The sequence below is a fragment of the Reyranella humidisoli genome, from assembly GCF_019039055.1.
GTDB classification, from domain to species: Bacteria; Pseudomonadota; Alphaproteobacteria; order Reyranellales; family Reyranellaceae; genus Reyranella; species Reyranella humidisoli.
Map to the genome: position 1 here is coordinate 1,349,806 of NZ_JAHOPB010000001.1, position 18,107 is coordinate 1,367,912.

At 68.1% G+C, this 18,107-nt stretch carries 13 protein-coding genes; 4 read left to right on the forward strand and 9 right to left on the reverse strand.

Translation table 11 applies throughout. The features are described from left to right. Positions 1–78: 78 nt before the first annotated feature. Together KQ910_RS06600 and pip are read right to left on the reverse strand one after the other, a co-directional pair. Positions 79–1,134, reverse strand: a complete 1,056-nt coding sequence (locus KQ910_RS06600) for a TauD/TfdA family dioxygenase (protein ID WP_216957671.1) — start codon at positions 1,132–1,134, stop codon at positions 79–81. 27 nt (positions 1,135–1,161) lie between these two features. After that, entirely contained in the window at positions 1,162–2,172 is a 1,011-nt protein-coding gene (gene pip, locus KQ910_RS06605; protein WP_216957672.1) for a prolyl aminopeptidase, read from the reverse strand. Positions 2,173–2,295: 123 nt separating this feature from the next. On the opposite strand from pip, the gene KQ910_RS06610 reads away from it, so the two are divergent. Next, positions 2,296–3,705: a M48 family metalloprotease gene (locus tag KQ910_RS06610; protein ID WP_216957673.1), complete on the forward strand. Its 1,410-nt coding sequence runs from the start codon at positions 2,296–2,298 to the stop codon at positions 3,703–3,705. Between the two features lies 1 nt (position 3,706). Here the strand turns inward: KQ910_RS06610 and KQ910_RS06615 are convergent, their stop codons facing one another. The 6 genes from KQ910_RS06615 to KQ910_RS06640 form a co-directional block, all read right to left on the reverse strand. Further along, positions 3,707–4,516, reverse strand: a complete 810-nt coding sequence (locus KQ910_RS06615) for a hypothetical protein (RefSeq protein WP_216957674.1) — start codon at positions 4,514–4,516, stop codon at positions 3,707–3,709. Between the two features lie 107 nt (positions 4,517–4,623). Continuing rightward, positions 4,624–5,151 (reverse strand): CarD family transcriptional regulator, encoded by a 528-nt coding sequence (locus KQ910_RS06620; RefSeq protein ID WP_068199172.1) that lies wholly within the window; start codon positions 5,149–5,151, stop codon positions 4,624–4,626. A 288-nt stretch (positions 5,152–5,439) separates the two neighbouring features. Beyond that, positions 5,440–5,775 (reverse strand): ferredoxin FdxA, encoded by a 336-nt coding sequence (gene fdxA, locus KQ910_RS06625; protein WP_216957675.1) that lies wholly within the window; start codon positions 5,773–5,775, stop codon positions 5,440–5,442. Between the two features lie 91 nt (positions 5,776–5,866). Next, the gene (locus KQ910_RS06630) at positions 5,867–6,121 is read right to left on the reverse strand and encodes an RNA-binding S4 domain-containing protein (protein WP_216957676.1); all 255 of its coding nucleotides are present in this window, start codon (positions 6,119–6,121) and stop codon (positions 5,867–5,869) included. Between the two features lie 24 nt (positions 6,122–6,145). Next, complete coding sequence (locus KQ910_RS06635) at positions 6,146–9,436, reverse strand: helicase-related protein (protein WP_216957677.1); 3,291 nt, start codon at positions 9,434–9,436, stop codon at positions 6,146–6,148. A gap of 58 nt (positions 9,437–9,494) precedes the next feature. Beyond that, positions 9,495–10,253 (reverse strand): DUF1223 domain-containing protein, encoded by a 759-nt coding sequence (locus KQ910_RS06640; RefSeq protein WP_216957678.1) that lies wholly within the window; start codon positions 10,251–10,253, stop codon positions 9,495–9,497. 257 nt (positions 10,254–10,510) lie between these two features. On the opposite strand from KQ910_RS06640, the gene KQ910_RS06645 reads away from it, so the two are divergent. Genes KQ910_RS06645 through KQ910_RS06655 form a run of 3 tightly spaced genes read left to right on the forward strand, consistent with a single transcriptional unit; the run spans position 10,511 to position 13,154 of the window. Beyond that, complete coding sequence (locus KQ910_RS06645) at positions 10,511–11,254, forward strand: metal ABC transporter ATP-binding protein (protein ID WP_216963645.1); 744 nt, start codon at positions 10,511–10,513, stop codon at positions 11,252–11,254. A gap of 16 nt (positions 11,255–11,270) precedes the next feature. Further along, positions 11,271–12,140, forward strand: coding sequence for a metal ABC transporter permease (locus KQ910_RS06650; protein ID WP_216957679.1), 870 nt, complete (start codon positions 11,271–11,273; stop codon positions 12,138–12,140). Between the two features lie 39 nt (positions 12,141–12,179). Next, on the forward strand, positions 12,180–13,154 hold the full coding sequence (locus KQ910_RS06655) for an alpha/beta fold hydrolase (RefSeq protein ID WP_216957680.1): 975 nt from the start codon (positions 12,180–12,182) through the stop codon (positions 13,152–13,154). Between the two features lie 19 nt (positions 13,155–13,173). Here the strand turns inward: KQ910_RS06655 and KQ910_RS06660 are convergent, their stop codons facing one another. Then, on the reverse strand, positions 13,174–17,997 hold the full coding sequence (locus tag KQ910_RS06660) for an NAD-glutamate dehydrogenase (protein WP_216957681.1): 4,824 nt from the start codon (positions 17,995–17,997) through the stop codon (positions 13,174–13,176). Positions 17,998–18,107 lie beyond the last annotated feature (110 nt).

The window sequence follows — 18,107 nt, forward strand, 5'->3', positions numbered from 1 at the left end:
TGGTCTGTTGAAGCGACCTTCACTTAGGGATGACCCCGGCCCGGGTCAACTGCACGCGGCCGATCGTCCGGACGCGGATCAGACGGCCTGCAACGGAGCCTGAAGCCGGGTGCCGCGAACGATGATGCCGCCCCGGTCTCCGATGGTCACCGTGCCGTAGCGCTGGGCGAAAATCTCCGGCAGCGGCCGGGCGCGCTCGGCGGCCAGCCACAGTCGCAGAAGATGGCGACGGCGCTCCGGCTCGGGCCAGTCCTCGAATCCGGTGCGGTCGTGCAGCATCGTGTGGTTGTGAACGAGCTGCACGTCGCCCGGCTTGAACTCCATGAACGTATTCAGCGCCGGGTCGTTGGCCAGCGAGTCGAACATGTCGAGCGCCTCGACGAGTTCCGGCGTGTGGCGCGGCGCTTCGGGAAACCGCTGGGCCGAGTCGATGTACTGGCGCTGGTAGATCGCGGTCAGGTAGCCCTGGTGCCAGTTGAACACCGGAATCTCGAAGAACGGCTTCTGGCCCTCCGGCACTTCGCCGCGCCGGTCGGTGGCGATCGGCTGGAACAGCAGCTTCAGCAGGTCGGGTCGCCGCCGGCGCATCTCGTTGAAGATCGTGGTGGAGCTCACCAGCGCCGAGAGGCCGCCGGACTTCGCGGTCTTGAGGCAGAGCAGGCCGACGATGTCGCAGGAATCGGTGTGATAGGTCTGGCGCTCGTGCGTCTGGTAGATGCGGACGTTGGGATCGTTCACGTCCATGCCGAGATCCTGGACGTGGCCCAGCACATGGCCCTTGCCGTTCTGCGAGCGCGCGCTGCCGAGATGGGCGCCCAGCCCGAAGAAGGCCGTGGCCGCTTCGCGCATCGACCAGCGTTCGACCGGCAGGCCGCGCAGAAGCAGAAAGCCACGCCCGTTCAGCACCTCGTCGTCGATCCGCGCCCTCAGCCGGGCGCCGAGCGTCGGCAGGGGGAAATCCCGCGGCTTCAGCACGGCGATGTCGGCATCGCGCGCCACGAGCGCCCGCGTGGCGGCCTCTATTTCGGCCACCTCGGGGGCACCGAGCGGCATCATCCAGTCGTCGCGCTTGGCGATCTCCGGTCCATACCATGCGGCGGCGCCGGTCTGTTCCGGTGGCAGTTCGAACGACATGATGGGGTTTCCTCGTTTTCTTTTGGCTCAAGCGTCCCAGGGGAACCTTGGGGCGAAGAGTTCGGTGTCGCTGGTCGAGAGCCGGTAGCTCTCGGTGGCGTTGACGAGCGCGGCGCGGATGCCCGGTTCCAGCGCGCTGTGGCCGGCATCGGGCACCACGACGTAGCGCGCCTCGGGCCAGGCGCGGGCCAGCGCATCGGCGGTCACCGGCGGACACACGATGTCGTAGCGGCCCTGCACGATCGTGCCGGGCAGATGGCGGATGCGGCCGAGATCGGCCCAGGGCCAGCCTTCCGGCAGGAAGGTGCCGTTGGCGAAGTAGTGAGCCTCGATGCGCGACAGCGCCAGCGCGAAGCCGCCATGGTCCGTATCGAACGGCGCCCGCACCGTCGGATAGAGCGTCGAGCAGGCCGCCTCGTAGCGGCTCCAGGCGCGTGCCGCCGGCCGATGCAGGTCGGGATTGCGGTCGATCAGCCGCCGGTAATAGTTGCCCAGCAGGTCGCTGCGTTCTTCTTCCGGCAGGTGCCCGGCGAAGTCGCGCCACGCCTCGGGGAAGATCGTGCGCATGCCATGGAGGAACCAGTCGATCTCGGGCCGTGCGCCGAGGAAGATGCCGCGCAGGATGAACCCCGTCGCGCGCTCGGGATGGGCGAGCCCGTAGGCGAGCGCGAGCGTGCTGCCCCAGGAGCCGCCGAACAGCAGCCAGCCCGGGATGCCGAGATGCTTCCTGAGCTTCTCCATGTCGGCCACGAGCGCGGTCGTGGTGTTGTCGTGCAGTTCGCCGAGCGGCACGGAGCGGCCGCAGCCGCGCTGGTCGAACACCACGATGCGATAGAATTGCGGGTCGAAGAAGCGGCGATGCACGGGTGCGGAGCCGGCGCCGGGTCCCCCATGCAGGAACACGACGGGGACGCCCTCGGGATTGCCGCTCTGTTCCCAATAGATCGTGTGACGACCGTCGACCGCCAGCATGCCGCTGGCATAGGGCGATATCTCGGGAAACAGATCGGAGCGAAGCGGGGTTTCAGAACGCGGCATGCGATTGTCCTTTGGCATCACTGCCATAGCGACGCGAGTCATGCCAGCCTTGCAATGCCAGCCTTGCAATGATTGCCGCGTCCGCGCCCGAGCGTCTAAGGTCGAGACGTCCCAGGAGGATTCGTGGAATTTCGCCGCATTCTGGCACTGGTCGCGGTGCTGGCCGCAGCCGTCGCCTGCACGCCGCCCGCAGAACCGCCGGCATCGACCACGGGCGGGCGCGGCGCCACCGCCCTGCCTCGCGACATCGAGAAGCTCGTCGGGCCGGCCGACCGCGATGCCGCCCTGCAATCCTACGTCGATCGGGTGGGGCAACGGATCGTCACAGCGGCAGGCCTCTCGGGGGGCTATCGCTTCCTGGTCCTGGATTCACCGGTCGCCAATGCCCACGCCGTGCAGTCCTATGTCTTCGTCACGCGCGGACTCCTCGCGCTCCTCGAGAACGAGGCCGAACTGGCCGCCGCGGTCGGCCACGAACTCGGTCATCTGGTCCAGCGTCATGCGGCCCAGCGCGCCCGGGTCCGCCAGGGGGTGCTCGACGCCGCCGTCCAGGCCGCTGCCACCAGCGGTTCGGTCAATGTCGGCCGTTCGGTCGCCCAGGACGGGCTTCTGGCGCTGCGGCGATATTCGCGCGAGCAGGAGCTGGAAGCCGACCGGCTTGCGCTGGGCTACATCGTAAAGGCCGGCTATCCCGGCAGCGCGATGGCATCCCTGATCGACCGCCTGCGACGCCAGTCGGCGCTCGAGGCCCAGATCATGGGCGAGTCCCCGGATATCGGCGACAGGCCGAGCGCGTCGTCGACCCACCCCGCGCCGATGGAGCGCACGTCGGCCATCGAAGCGCTGCCGCTGGCGAAGGCCCCGGGTGACTCGAACCAGAAAGGCTATTTCGCCGCCATCAACGGCATGTCGGTCGACGACCCGCCGAGCGAAGGATTCATCCGCGGCCGGTCGTTCCTGCATCCTGTGCTGAGGATCGCTTTCACGGCACCGCCCGGGTTCCGCCTGTTCAACGAAAGCGACGGCGTGCTCGCGGTCAATCGGGAGCGTTCGCTGATGGGCTTCTCCTGCCTGTCGACGCCGGTGACGGGGCCGCTCGACGACTGGATGCGCAACAGGCTGAAGCCCACGCCGACCGACATCCAGACCTTGGAGATCAACGGTGCAGAGGCGGCGATCGGCGCCCGGCCGCGCGGCTCCGATACCGGTCTCGGCCAGGCGCGCTACGTCGCGGTTCGACAGGGCGGCCGGGTCTGCAACTTCGCGATGGTGAGCGAGGGTGTGGATCAGGACCGCCAGATCGCGGCCATGATTGCGTCGGCGCGCACCTTCCGGACCCTTTCGGCGGCCGAGGCGGCGGCGCTGCAGCCCTACCGGCTGCGCATCGTCTCGCCGGCCGGGTCGACGCCAGCGTCGCTCGCCGCCTACATGCCCTATCCCGATCTCAAGATGGAACGCCTGCTGGTCCTCAACGCCGCGCAATCGCCGGCCGAACTCGGCAGCCGGGCGCAGATCAAGGTCATCGAGCCCTAGCTCAGGGCTCCATCCTGTCGATCACCGCGCCGTCGGCGTCGATCGCCACGGCGGCCGGCGTCTCGCGCGTGACGGTGAGGATCCGGCCCTCGTCCCGGGCGGCGTTCCTCGAAGGCCCGCTGCCGCGCACGACCCGCACGATGTCGGGCCAGCCGCCGTCGGTCGCCTTGCCCAGCGCCTCGTCGAGCTGCGTGTCCGTTTGCGCGTTCCACCAGAAAGCGTCGGCCTGCTCTCCCAGCGGACGGCCCGGATCGACGCCGTTGGCGGCGAAGACCACGCGGCCGTCGGCGCTGAGCGCGGCCCGCGACAGGGCGTTCAGGAGATCGCCGTGGCCCGGCTGGTGGGTCTGCCGTTCGCGCAACCCCGTGGTCCACCGGGCGATCGCGAGGGGCCCGTTGCGGCAGGCGATGCGTCCCTCGGCGATCGAATAGCCGTAGGCTTCGATGACGGCTGCGAGGCCGCGCGCCAGCATCCAGTCGAGCACGTCGAGGGGTGACAGGGCGAACTGGAGCTGCAGCACCTTGTGCCAGATCTCCTCCTGGGCGCCGCGCAGGAAGACGAAATCCTCGACCTCGGCGCCGGGGCGGGCGAGCAGGCGCCGGCGCAGCAGCAGCATGAGATCGATCGTGCGGGGGGTATTGCCGGCCGCGCCCAGCATGTTGCCGAGAACGACCAGCCGGTCGCCCGGCGTCCATCGCTGCATCAGCGCGCCGCCCAGCCGTTCGAGGGCGGCATCGTCGCCGGCCAGGGCGCCGAGCGCCCATGTGGTGCCGCCGTCACGCAGACGGGCGATCGAGGCGACTTTGCTCATGGGTCTGATGGGTCGGGCTCGGGCCGGATGCTGGAGGTGCGGACATGAAAAAGGCGGCGCGACAGAGGTGTCGCGCCGCCTTTTATCTCATTCCGTGCCAGAACCGGCTAGGCGACCTTCTGCAGAACGCTGTTGAGCTTCTGGGTCGCCAGCTCCTTGTCGATCCGCTCGACGGCGGCGAGTTCGCGCGCCAGCCGGTCCAGCGCCGCTTCGTAGATCTGGCGTTCGCTGTAGGACTGGTCGGGCTGGCCGGCATTGCGGTGCAGGTCGCGCACGACTTCGGCGATCGACACCGGGTCGCCGGAGTTGATCTTGGCTTCGTATTCCTGGGCGCGGCGGTTCCACATCGCGCGGCTGACGCGGCTGCGGCCCTTCAGGGTGACAAGCGCGCTTTCCATGATCTTGCGCGAGCTGAGCTTGCGCAGGCCGGAAATCTTCGCCTTGGCCACCGGAACGCGCAGCATCATGCGCTCCTGCTCGAACGAGATGACGAACAGGTCGAGCTTGTGACCTGCGATCTCTTTCGCCTCGATATCAATCACGCGGCCGACGCCATGCGTCGGGTACACCACGAAATCGCCCTTCTCGAAGGCATATTCCTTCGGCTTGGCGGGCGCCTTCTTCGGCTTGGCCATATCGTCTAGTCCCTTCACAACAGCCCCGCTTTCTGCGATACCGCGACCCACCGCATACGCTCCCCTGCGTATTCGGCCCGGCATCGCAAGCATCGGTAAGTTTCTTTCGGATACCGATACGGATACCGAGCCAGCGGCGGACCGGACCCCGGACCGCTTCCAGCCACTGGGTTATACCAGAAATTCCACGCGGAGTCGCGCCCGATGTTGCATTTGAGCAACGGTCTGGCTATGCAATAACTGCATGGCTATTGCAAAAGGTACAATAAAAGACTTGCGAGAGTAGTCTCAGCGCGCGGCGGGCTTGTCGCTGAAATACTTCTCGAACTTGTCCTTCTCGTCCTTGAACTGCTCGGCATCGCCCGGGGCCTCGCCCTTGCGGGTGATGTTCGGCCATGTGACCGACAGGGTACGGTTCAGCTCAAGCCACTTCTCCAGGCCCTTCTCGGTGTCGGGCAGGATGGCATTGGGCGGGCACTCGGGTTCGCACACGCCGCAGTCGATGCATTCGTCCGGATTGATGACCAGCATGTTCTCGCCCTCGTAGAAGCAATCCACGGGGCAGACTTCAACGCAATCCATGTACTTGCACTTGATGCAAGCTTCGGTAACGACATAGGTCATAAAGGCTCCAGAAACGAGCGGCGGCTGCTTAACGCGCGAACTCCGGTGACGCAAGGCATACGACGGAATGGCCGCAATCTAGCGGCCCTTTTCACGGCGAGTCGATCTCCTCATACAACGTGCGTGCCTCTGGCGCAGGGCCGCGCCGTTCGCCGAGCGCGATGACGCGCACGACCTTGACGTTGGGACCCAGCGCGAAGGTAAGGACCATGCCAGGACTGACCGCCGCATGCGCCTTGTCGACGGCGCGGCCGTCGATCCGGCAGCGGGACTTCTCGACGTAGCGGGCGGCCAAGGTGCGTGTCTTGAAGAAACGCGCATGCCAGAGCCACTTGTCGAGCCGCATCGCGCGTCAGGACCTCAAGAGCGGCTACTTCTTCCCGCCGAGCTTGAGCTCGAGCAGCTTGGCGAATGGCGAATCCGCCGTCGAATCGCCCTTCGTCTCGGTCGTCGCGTAGAGACGCAGCGCCGGACCGCCATTGTCGCGTCGCGGTGGGCGCGGCCCGCGCCGATCATCGCGTCCCTTGTTGTCGTGAGGCGGACGCCCGTCCTTGCGATCCTGTCTCGGCCCGTCAGGACGTGGTCCATCGGAACGCGGCCCGTCGCTGCGTGGGCCGCCGCCGGGGCGGGGTCCGCTGCGGGGGCCGTCGTCCCTGCCGCGTGGCGGGCGGGGCGTGTCGGAAAAGAACTGACGCTCGTTCGGCCGCTCCGGCCGGTCGCGGCGGCGCTGGTCACGCTCCTCGCGCTGTTGCTTCTGCTGCAGTCGCTGGCGCTCGCGCTGCTCCTCGCGCTCACGCACGAAGCGCGGCTTGATCGAGAAGGCGTGGAGCGGGCCGTTTTCCTCGGACGGCGGATGGACGCGATAGCCCAAGCCACGCAGCACGTTGGCCATCTCGGGCTCGGAGCAGCCGACCAGCGACATCATCTGCGGCGTCGCGCGGAACCAGCCCGGCGGTAACGGCCGTGGCTCCTTCTTCGCGGGCTTGGCGTCTTCCGACGCGGCGCCGGTATCCGAGGCGGATGGCGCCGTCTCGGACGCTGTATCCGGGGCAGGCGGCTCAGAAACGGACGGATCGGCCACTTCCTCTGCCGGAGCGGCTTCGGCAGCCGGGGCAGACTCCTCCGCCGGCGCTTCGGCGACCGGTTCCGGGGAAACCGTGTCGGCAACAGCAGCCGGGGCTTCCACCTCGGTCTCCGGTGCGGTCGCGGTCTCCGCCTCCGCGGCGGCTTCCGGCTCGTTTTCGCCGAAGGCGGCCGCGACGATCGCCCATTCGCTGATCTCGTCGGCGGTCGCGGCTGCGGGGATCGCCGGTGCCTCACCGGCGGCCGGCCGCTTCTCCCGCTTCTCGGGTTTTTCCGGCTGTTGCGCGCGGCGCGCCGATTCGCGGCTGTCGCGCACGGCGCCGCGGGCCATCGCGGCCAGGCGCTCCACCATGTCGGCCCGGATCGCGTGGTCGCCCAGCGGCAGATAGCCGATGGCACCGTAGAAATCGCGCTCGGCATCGCGCGGCAGGTCCATCGACGTGCGGCCCTCGGCTGGCAGCGGCGGGATGGTTTCGCGATTCTTGGCGATCATCCAGAGGCCGGCGCGCAGGCGAATCGGCACCGGCTTCAGCATGCTCGGGAAATAGAGCGAGAAGACGCCGACGCGAACGCCCAGGCGCGCCAGGGCCTTGCGGTCTTCCTCGCTGAGCTGGGCGAGCTGCTCCTCGACGGGTCGGCGGGGCAGCACGCCCAGACCCTCGCAGAGCTGGAAGATCACGCCGCGGGCGCCGGCCGGCAGTTCGGCGGTGGCGCGCGCGTCCATCAATTCGCTGAGGCCGAGGCGGATTCGCGTCTCGACCCAGGTCGCGGCGCGCTTGCGCACTTCCTCTCGCTGCGGGCCATCGAGCAGGTCGGAGGCGATGGCCTCGACCTTGGGCGCCAGCACGTCGCCGGACGGCAACAGGCGCGCGACGGGGCCGCCGCCCCAGCAGACCCGGAGCAGGCCGTCGAAGACGATCTCGCCATCGGGACTGTTCACGAAAGCCTGCAGGCGATCGGGCAGATCCTGGCGCAGCGCGCGCAGGGCCGCGCTCAGCACCGCCTTCTGGTCGGTCTGTCCTTCGGTTGCATCCGGCACAAAACGAAAGCCCTCGATGCGTCCGAGATGCTCGCCTTCAACGATGACTTCGCCGGCTGCGGCGATTGTCGAATTCATTTCACCCTCATCGCGCAATCTTCGTACAAGCAAAGCCGCGCGTCTATCGACAAACCGTTGCGTCAGCCGCTGATGCAGAACGTCGGAAAGCCTGTCCTCGATGGCGCGGGCGCGTTCCTGCCAGTGGACGGCGCGCTGAATCCAGTCGGGACGATGCGAAATATAGGTCCAGGTGCGAACGTGCGCGATGCGTGCCATCAACGTGTCGATGTCGCCGTCAAAGTGCTCCAGGCGCTTCACATGGCTCTCGATCCAGTCTTCGGGCAACCGCTCGCCGCCCTGCGTCAGGTGGCCGAAAATCTGGCCCAGCAGAGTCGTGTGCTCTTCCGTCATCGTCTTGCGGAAATCGGGAACCTGGCAGACCTCCCACAGCAGCCTGACGCGCTTGGACGAGTGAAGGCGCGGCAAAAAAGCCGACTGTGCCGCCAGGGTCTGCAGAGCGAGCTGGTCGTCCTGCTCGCGTACGCGCTGGAGCGCGGCATGCGGCGGGCTGGCGTTCAACGTGGCGATCAGCGACGGCACCGAGCGGAAGTCGAGATCGGTATTGCGCCATTGCAGGTCGCGCAGCGGATCGAAGCGGTGGTTCTCGATCGCCTCTACGACGTCCGGCTCTAGGCCGCTGATGCCGGCCGTCGTGCCGAAGGTGCCGTCGTTCATGTGGCGTCCGGCGCGGCCGGCGATCTGCGCCAGTTCGCCGGTGCGCAGCGGGCGGGAGCTTCGGCCGTCGTATTTGCGCAGGGAAGCGAACCACACATGGTTCACGTCCATGTTGAGGCCCATGCCGATCGCGTCGGTCGCCACGAGGTAATCCACCTCGCCCGACTGGAACATGTCGACCTGCGCGTTGCGCGTGCGCGGGCTCATCGCCCCCATGACGACCGCCGTGCCGCCGCGCTGTCGGCGGATCAGTTCGGCGATCTCGTAGACTTCGTTCGCGGAGAAGCCGACGACCGCGGAGCGGCGCGGCAGGCGCGTCGCCTTCTTCGGGCCGACATAGGTGAGGTTGGAGAAGCGCGGGCGTGCGACGACGTCGATGTCCGGCAGCAACCGGTTCAGCACCGGGCGGATCGTGTCCGCCCCCAGCAGCATGGTCTCGTTCAGCCCGCGCGCATGCAGCAGCCGGTCGGTGAAGAAATGGCCGCGCTCCGGATCGGACGCCATCTGCACTTCGTCGACCGCAAGGAAGGAGACCGGCCGGTCGACCGGCATCGACTCGACGGTACAGACGAAATAGCGCGCGCTCGCGGGCGCGATCTTCTCCTCGCCGGTGATCAGCGCGACCTGGGCGGCGCCCTTCAGCTTGACGATGCGGTCGTAGTTCTCGCGCGCCAGCAGGCGCAGCGGGAAGCCGATCATGCCCGAATCGTGCCCGAGCATGCGCTCGATCGCGAGGTAGGTCTTGCCGGTGTTGGTGGGACCGAGGACGGCGGTCAGGCGGCCGGAGGCGCCGGAAAGCGACATGGTCGGCACCTTCGCTTGCAGCCGCGGCGGAAGCAAGGCGATCGGCCGGCGCCTGAACTCAGCCCGAGTAGGCGGGTTCCAGCTTGTTGCAGCCGATCATCGGACCGTGGTCGGTCTCCTGCACCAGCACGGCCATGCCCTGGGTGGGTCCGATGCGGGCGCCGGGGATCGTCCAGCTCCTGGCCGTACCGTCCCAGCGATCGACCAGCTCGATGTGGCGCACGGTGTTGAAGTTCTCAATCATGCGGCCCTGGTTCTCGCCGCTTTTCACCGGTGTCGTATGCCGGCGATCGTAGATCGCCAGCGTTACGTCGGCGACGCGACCGCCGAGCGGGAAGGCGTCGAGTTTGATCGAAAGCGGGCCGCCGAGGGACCGCGAAAGGTCGGGGGTCGCGCGTCGCGTCGCGCGGGCTTGGGCGCGGGCCAGCAGCGCCTCGATCGGCGCCCGATCGCGCCCGGTATCGTGGCCTATTCCCTCGACCACCATCTCGGGCGTGTAGACGTAGCGTTGTTTCAGGGTCCGCGCATAGGCGCGCTGGCGCTCCGTGGTCTCGCGCGACGCGAACGGATCCCGCCAGCCGATATAGTCCCAATAGTCGACATGGAAGGCGAGGGCCACGATGTCCGGCCGCTTCGAAAGGCGGCCGAGATGGGCATCCGCCGGTGGACAGGAGTTGCAGCCTTGCGAGGTGAAGAGTTCGACCGCCCAGGGACCTTCGGTGGCGGGTCGCGCCGAGACCTCGCGCGACAGGCCGGCCGCAACGGCAGCGGCGCCGATCAGCACCGATCTGCGGCCGGGAGAGGAGGCAATCGACATGATGGACAGGATGCGCGCGCCGGCCCTCGCCTGCCAATCAACAATCGGTCACTGACCGGTGACGTACTGATCACGTCGCGCGGTTCGCCTCGTCTGGACTCGACAAGGGTAATATTATAACAATCTATTCCCATGCCCCACCCTCGTTCTCCCGGCACGACCCTGCTGGCCATGAGCGCGCCGGCTCGCGTTTCAGCCGCGCTCGGCCTTTCGGCCCTGCTGTGGCTCTGCGCCTGGTGGGCGCTGTGATGAGCGACATGACGGCCGCGCTTCGCTTGACCAACCTGACCGTCAGCTACGACCGCCATCCGGCCGTCCATCACGTGTCGGCGGAGATCCCGGCCGGCGAGATGACCGCCATCGTCGGCCCCAACGGCGCCGGCAAGAGCACGCTGCTGAAAGCCCTGCTGGGCCTGGCGCCGCGGATCGAGGGCCGCATCGAGTGCACGGCCAAGCGCATCGCTTATCTGCCGCAGCAGGCGGAGATCGACCGCTCCTTCCCGATCTCGGTGCTCGACACGGTGCTGCTCGGCCGATGGTCGCGCTTCGGCGGCTTTGGTGCCGCCAAGCATGTCGACCTGCACGATGCCCATCATGCCATCGAGGCGGTTGGGCTCGGCGGCTTCGAGCGCCGTCCGATCGACACGCTCTCGGTCGGCCAGTTCCAGCGCGTGCTGTTCGCGCGCCTGCTTCTGCAAGACGCTGATCTTGTCCTGCTCGACGAGCCGTTCGCCGCGATCGACAGCAAGACCGTTGCCGACCTGATGGTGGTGATCCGCCGCTGGCGGGAAGAGAAGCGTACCGTCGTGGCAGTGCTGCACGATTTCGACCAGGTGCGACGCGACTTCCCGCATGCGCTGCTGCTGGCGCGCGAACTGGTCGACGTCGGTCCGACCTCGCGCGTGCTCTCGTCGGAGAACCTGCTGCGTGCCCGCGCCATGGCGGAAGCCTGGGACGAGCATGCCGGCGCCTGCGAAGTGCCGATGCGGCTCAGCGCCTGATCGAAGGCTGCGTCCGATGTTGTACGAGTATGTGATCGCGCCCTTCGCCGATTTCGGCTTCATGCGCCGCGCGCTGGTAGCGAGCCTGGCGTTGTCGGTCGGCGGTTCGGCGATCGGCGTGTTCCTGATCCTGCGCCGCATGAGCCTGATGGGCGATGCGCTGGCACATTCGCTGCTGCCCGGTGCGGCCATGGGCTTCCTGATCGGCGGCCTCTCTCTGCCGGCAATGAGTCTCGGCGGCTTCATCGCCGGCGTTGCGACGGCGCTCCTGTCGGGCGTGATCGCGCGCTTCTCCAGCATGCGCGAGGATGCGAGCTTCGCCGCCGCCTATCTCACAGCGATGGCGCTGGGCGTGCTCATCGTCTCGCTGCGCGGGTCGGCGGTCGACCTGATGAACATATTGTTCGGCGCGATCCTGGCGGTCGACGACGGCGCGCTGATCCTCGTCGTGTCGACGGCGACGGCGACGCTGGTCGGGCTTGCCGCCATCTATCGCCCGCTGGTCGTGGAGTGCTTCAACCCCGGTTTCCTCGCCGCCATGGGCGTGCGTGGCTCGCTTTATCACTACCTCTTCCTGTCGCTCGCCGTGCTGAACATGGTGGCGGGCTTCCAGGCGCTGGGCACCCTGATGGCGCTGGGCCTCATCCTGTTGCCGGCCGTTGCCTCGTCCTTCTGGGCGCGCGAAGTCTGGTCGATGAGCCTGGTCGCCGCGCCAATGGCCTTCGCGTCGGCGGCGGTCGGTCTCCTCGTTTCGTTCCATGCCGGTCTGCCGTCGGGTCCGGTGATCGTGCTGTTCGCCAGCTGCTTCTTCCTGCTGTCGCTGCTGTTCGGCACGCGCGCCTCGGTGCGGGCGCGCCTGTCGCGACCGGTTCACTTGCGCGGGTAACGCGGCAGGCTAGGGTGACCTCCGCGGAGGAAACCTGAAATGACCAACTCACCGGTGCCGGGCGTCACGCTCAAGACGACGACGGCCAACAACATCCACATGCGTTACGCCGAGGCCGGCAGCGGACCGCTCGTCCTGTTCTGCCACGGCTGGCCCGAGAGCTGGTATTCGTGGCGCCATCAGCTCCAGGCGGTGAGCCAGGCCGGCTTCCGCGCCGTCGCGCCCGACATGCGCGGATATGGCGGAACGCAATCGCCCGAACCGATCGACCAGTACACGCTCTATCATCTGGTGGGCGACATGGCCGAGCTGGTGAAGGCGCTGGGCGAGACGAAGGCGGTCATCGTGGGGCACGACTGGGGCGCGCCCGTCGCCTGGCATGCCGCCCTCTGGCGGCCCGATCTCTTCACTGCGGTCTCGGCCATGAGCGTGCCCTACGCGCCGCCGGGCTATGTCGACATCCTGTCGGCGCTGGAGAAGCTCGGCATCGACAATTTCTATCTTCAGTACTTCCAGAAGCCGGGCGTGGCCGAGGCCGAGCTGCAGCAGGACATTCGCGGTGCCCTGCGCAAGCTCTACTATACGGCCGGCGGCGAGATGACGGAGAAGGACAAAGGCTTCGGCCGTCTGACCGGCGGCACGCTCCTGGCCAATACCGTCGATCCCGAGAAACTGCCCGCCTGGCAGAGCGACGCCGATCTCGATTACTACGCCGCTGAGTTCGCGCGTGCTGGCTTCCGCGGCGGGCTCAACTGGTACCGCAACCTGCGGCGCAACTGGGAGCTCAGCGGTCCCTGGCGCGGCCAGCCGATCCGCCAGCCCTCGCAGTTCATCGCCGGCAGCCGCGACGGCGTGCTGCGCTTTCCTGCGGCCAAGAGCCAGCTCGAAGCCTATCCGAAGACCCTGCCCGGCCTGCGCGGCAGCCACATCCTCGACGGCGCCGGCCACTGGGTGCAGCAGGAGCGTGCCGCCGAGGTGAACCGCCTGCTGATCGAATTTCTGAAGGGCCTTTAAGTCGAGCGACGCGCCGCCGCTAGACCAGCGTACGCAGTTCGGCGGTGGCGACCGACAGCATGGCGAGGTCGATCGTTCCCGCCGCGGCAAGGTCCTCCTTCAGCAGCCGGTCGACCCGTTCCAGCGCCAGCTTGCGCGGTTCGCTCCAGGCGGCGAGAGCCGCTTCGGGATTGCAGTCGTTGCCGCCACCGGCCCGCAGGGCCGACCGCAGCAGGTCGGCGTGCAGGGCGGCCAGTTCATCCTGCAAGGCGAGCGCGGCCTGCGAGGGCCACAACCCATCGCGCGGCAGCTTCTGCGCGGCATTGGCCAGCAGAGCGAGCGACAGCCGCTCGCCCAGCTTGAAGTAGAGCCTTGCCGCGTTGCCGATGGAGCAGCCGTTGGCTTCGGCGGCCAAGGCGAGATCGCCGGCCGCGGACAGCGTCTCGAGCGCCGCGGCGCGGCGGGCGAGATCGGCCGGCGCGCCCATCGCCTCGAAGGCGGCGGAGCGTTCGCCCAGCGCCGCGCCTTCGGCTTCGCCAATCAGGTCCGCGCGCAGGTCGCCCAGTTCGGCGACGGCTCGGCCGAGCTGCGCGGTCGCGGCGGTCGTGTCGAGCGGCTGTGGCAGGCGGCGCAGGGTCCACTGGACGGTGCGCACGACGAAGCGCTGCGAGGCGACCAGCATGCGAAGCTGCGCCTCGGCCCTGAGCTGCCCGTCGAGTGCCTCGATGTCGACCCACAGGTCGCGCAGCTTCCAGGCGTCGCGCACGACGGTGAAGGCCTGGGCGATGGGAGCGGCCGTGGCGCCGGTCCGCTGCGCGACGGTGTGCACGAAGGTCGGGCCGCAGCGGTTGACCAGCGAGTTCACGACCTGAAGCGCTGTGATCTCGCGGCGCAGGCGATGTCCCCGGAGGGCGGCCGCATGCTTCTCCTGCAGCGGCGCCGGGAAGTAGCGCAGCAGTTCCTCCTCCAGGCGCGGATCGTCGGGCAGGTCGGACGCCAGGATCTCCTCGTGGAGGTCGATCTTGGCGTAGGCCAGCAGCACGCACAGTTCAGGACGCGTCAGCGGCTGGCGATTCTGCGCGCGCACGCGCATCGCCGCCGAGTCGGGCAGGTATTCGACGGCACGGTCGAGCCGGCCCTTGCGCTCCAGCGCGCGCATGAAGCGTTCGAGGCGGTCATGCTCCTCGGCCGCCTGGCCCTCGGCGACGCTGATCGCCTGGCTCTGCTGGTAGTTGTGTCGCAGCACCAGGGTCGCGACTTCGTCGGTCATGGAGAAGAGCAGCGGATCGCGCGCCTCGACCGTGAGCGCCCCCGAGGCGATGGCGCCGCCGGTCGCGATCTTGATGTTGACCTCGTGGTCCGACGTGTCGACGCCTGCCGAGTTGTCGAGCGCGTCGGTGTTGATCCTGCGCCCCCCGAGGGCGGCTTCGACGCGACCGCGCTGCGTGAAGCCGAGATTGGCGCCCTCGCCGATCACGCGCGCGCGCACCTGCGCGGCATCGATGCGGACGGAATCGTTGGCGCGGTCGCCGGCATCGGCGTTGGTCTCGCTCGACGCCTTCACATAGGTGCCGATGCCGCCGAAATAGAGCAGGTCGACCGGCGCCGTCAGGATGGCGCGCAGCAGGTCGAGTGGCGCCATGGCCGGCGCCTCGATGCCCAGCACCGCGCGCGCCTCGGGCGACAGCGTCACCGACTTGGCCGCCCGGTCGATGATCGCCCCGCCGGCCGACAGCAGGCTCTGGTCGTAGTCCATCCATGACGAGCGCGGCAGGGCGAACAGCCGCTGCCGCTCGGCGAAGCTGGTCGCCGGATCGGGCGAAGGATCGATGAAGATGTGGCGATGGTCGAACGCCGCCACCAGCTTGATGTGCGGCGACAGCAGCATGCCGTTGCCGAACACGTCGCCCGACATGTCGCCGACGCCTGCGACGGTGAACGGCGTCTCCTGGATGTCCTGGCCAAGCTCGCGGAAGTGGCGCTTCACCGATTCCCAAGCGCCGCGCGCGGTGATGCCCATCTTCTTGTGGTCGTAGCCGGCCGAGCCGCCCGAGGCGAAGGCATCGTCGAGCCAGAAGCCGTAGTCGCGGGCCAACGCATTGGCGATGTCTGAGAAGGTGGCCGTGCCCTTGTCGGCGGCAACCACGAGATAGGGGTCGTCGGCGTCGTGGCGCACCACGTCGGCCGGCGGCACCACGCTGCCACCCGCATAATTGTCGGTGATGTCGAGCAGGCCGCGGATCAGGGTCTGGTAGCAGGCGATGCCTTCGGCCTGGATCTGCTCGCGGGTGCCGCCTGCGGGGGGCTGCTTCACGTAGAAGCCGCCCTTCGATCCCACCGGCACGATGACGGCGTTCTTCACCATCTGCGTCTTCATCAGGCCGAGGATCTCGGTGCGGAAGTCCTCGCGCCGGTCGGACCAGCGGATTCCGCCGCGCGCGACGCGTCCGCCGCGCAGGTGGATGCCCTCCATGCGCGGGCTGTAGACGAAGATCTCGACCAGTGGCCGCGGCGCCGGCAGTTCGTCGATCGCACGGCTGTCGATCTTGAAGGAGATCCAGTCCTTCGTGCCGCCCGACTGCCAGTAATTGGTGCGCAGCGTGCAGAGCACGGCATTGTGGAAGCGCCGCAGGATGCGGTCCTCGTCGAGCGTGCCGACCGCTTCGAGCGCGGTCGCGAACTCCGTCTCGATCGCGGCGATCCTGTTGCCGCGGTCATCGGCAGCGGCATCGCCCAGCGACGGATCGAAACGCGCCCTGAAGAGGTCGACCACCAGGCGCGCCACCTTCGGGTAGGCGGCGAGCGCACGCTCCATATATTCCTGGCTGAACGGGATGCCGGCCTGTCGCAGATACTTCGCATAGGCGCGCACGATGGCGACCTCGCGCCAGGCCAGTCCGGCGCCGAGCACGAGCCTGTTCAGCCCGTCGTTTTCGAGCGTGCCCGCGCGCAGCTTCTCGATCGCCTCGACGAAGCGCGGTCCTGCGGCGTCGAGATCGACGGGCGACTTGTCCGCGGTTTCCACGCGCAGCACCTGCATGGCCACGCCATGGCTCTGATCGTCGCCGCCCTCCTTGCGCAGCAGGAACGGCGCCTCGCTGATGACGCGCAGGCCGAGGTTTTCGGCGAGCGGCAGGATGTCGGACAGCGCGATCGGCTTGCGCGGATGGAACAGGCGGAGCGCAAAGCGATGTGCCGGCATGCCGCTCCGTCGCCCGACCTGCACGCCGAACCCGGCGCCGTCCACGATCGTCTGCAGCAACTCGATGTCGATGAGAGCCTGTGCCGCGTCGAAGGTCTCCCGATAGACGGCGGGAAACCAGTCGCGCCAGCGACGGGCGGCGGCACGGCCCTCGGCTTCGCCGAATTTGGCCTGAAGGGCGGCGCGCAACCGGTCGTTCCACGAGGTCGCCGCGTCCATCAACGCGCGTTCGAGCTCGACGAGATCGGGGCCCGCCTGCTCCGGCGCGTGGAGCTTCAGCGTATAGAGCGACTGGACCAGCGCGGAATTGCTGCCGACCGAGGAGGCGACAGAAGTGACGTGGCCGTTCCAGGTCTTCTCGAGGATGGCGGCGAAGCGGGCCGAGAGCGTCTCGTCGAAGCGCTCGCGCGGCACGAAGACCAGCGCGGTGGCGAAGCGGCCGACCGTGTCCAGGCGCGAGAACAGCGCGACGCGCCGTCTTTCCTGAAGCTGCAGGATGCCGAGCACATGGTCGTAGAGCGTATTCTCGTCGACCTGGAACAGCTCGTCTCGCGGATAGGCATCGAGGATCGCCAGCAGCGTCTTGCCGTCATGTCCGTGGCGATCGAAGCCCGACCGTCGCAACAGGCTCTCGATCCGGCCGCGCAGCAGCGGCACGTCGTGAACCGGCGCGTGATAGGCCGCGGAGGTGAAGAGGCCGACCAGCCGGTGTTCGCCGGTGACGCGACCGTCGGCGTCGCAGGTCTTCACGATCACGCAATCCATCGCGCCGCTGCGATGGACCAGCGATTGCCGGTCGGTCTTCACGACCAGGATGTTGTGCGGTCCACGCGCGAAGCGGGCCATCGCCTCGCCGCTGCCGACGCCGGGCTCGAACAGGCGCACCTCGTCGCGGCGCAGGATGCCCAGCGCCGATCCCGGCACGATCTCGTAGCGCAGGCCGGCGGGCTGGCTCGCATCCTCGACATAGCGGTAGCGGCGATGACCGAGGAAGGTGAAATGGTTGGCCTCGAGCCAGCGCAGGAAATCCTCGTACTCGGCCAGGTTCGGCGCGTGGCCGGGCGCGAGGTCGAGGATGGCGTCGAGGCAGGCGCGGCGCATCGCACGCCAGTCGTCGACCGCGACGCGCACCTCGGCCAGCACGCGGGTCAGCGCCGCGGCGATCTCGTCCAGCAGCACCGGATCGGTCTGGCGATCGATCTCGATGTGCATCATCGATTCGGCGCGCGCGCGTTCGCCGGTTTCGAGCGCGATGCCCACCAGGTCGCCGTCGAGATCGCGTCGCGCCGCCAACACCGGATGAGCGAGCAGGTGGACGGAAATCTCCCGGCGATTGAATTCGTTGGTGATCGAATCGACCAGAAACGGCATGTCGTCGTTCACGATCTGCACGATCGTGTGACGGCTCTCGAAGCCGTGGTCGTCGAGTGCCGGATTGAAGATCCTTATCTTGGCGACGCCGGGCAGGCGGCGGCGCGCGAACGACAGGAGCGAGACCGCCGCCGCGGCCCGCTGCTCTACCGGCGCGGCCGCCAGATCCTTGTCGGATACGCGGCTGAACAGGCGGCGTGCGAATTGTGCGGCTTCCTCGCCGCCGGGCTGAAGGGCGGCGGCGCAGATGGCGTCCAGCCCATAGACACGCGGCGTCGACGAATTGGCCATATTTTGTGCATTCCTCGCGAATCCGGGACGGATGTTACGCCTGACCATGACATTCTGACGACGGAGTCTTGGCGAAGCCGAGAATGCCCACCGAATCGCGGCTTTGGCGA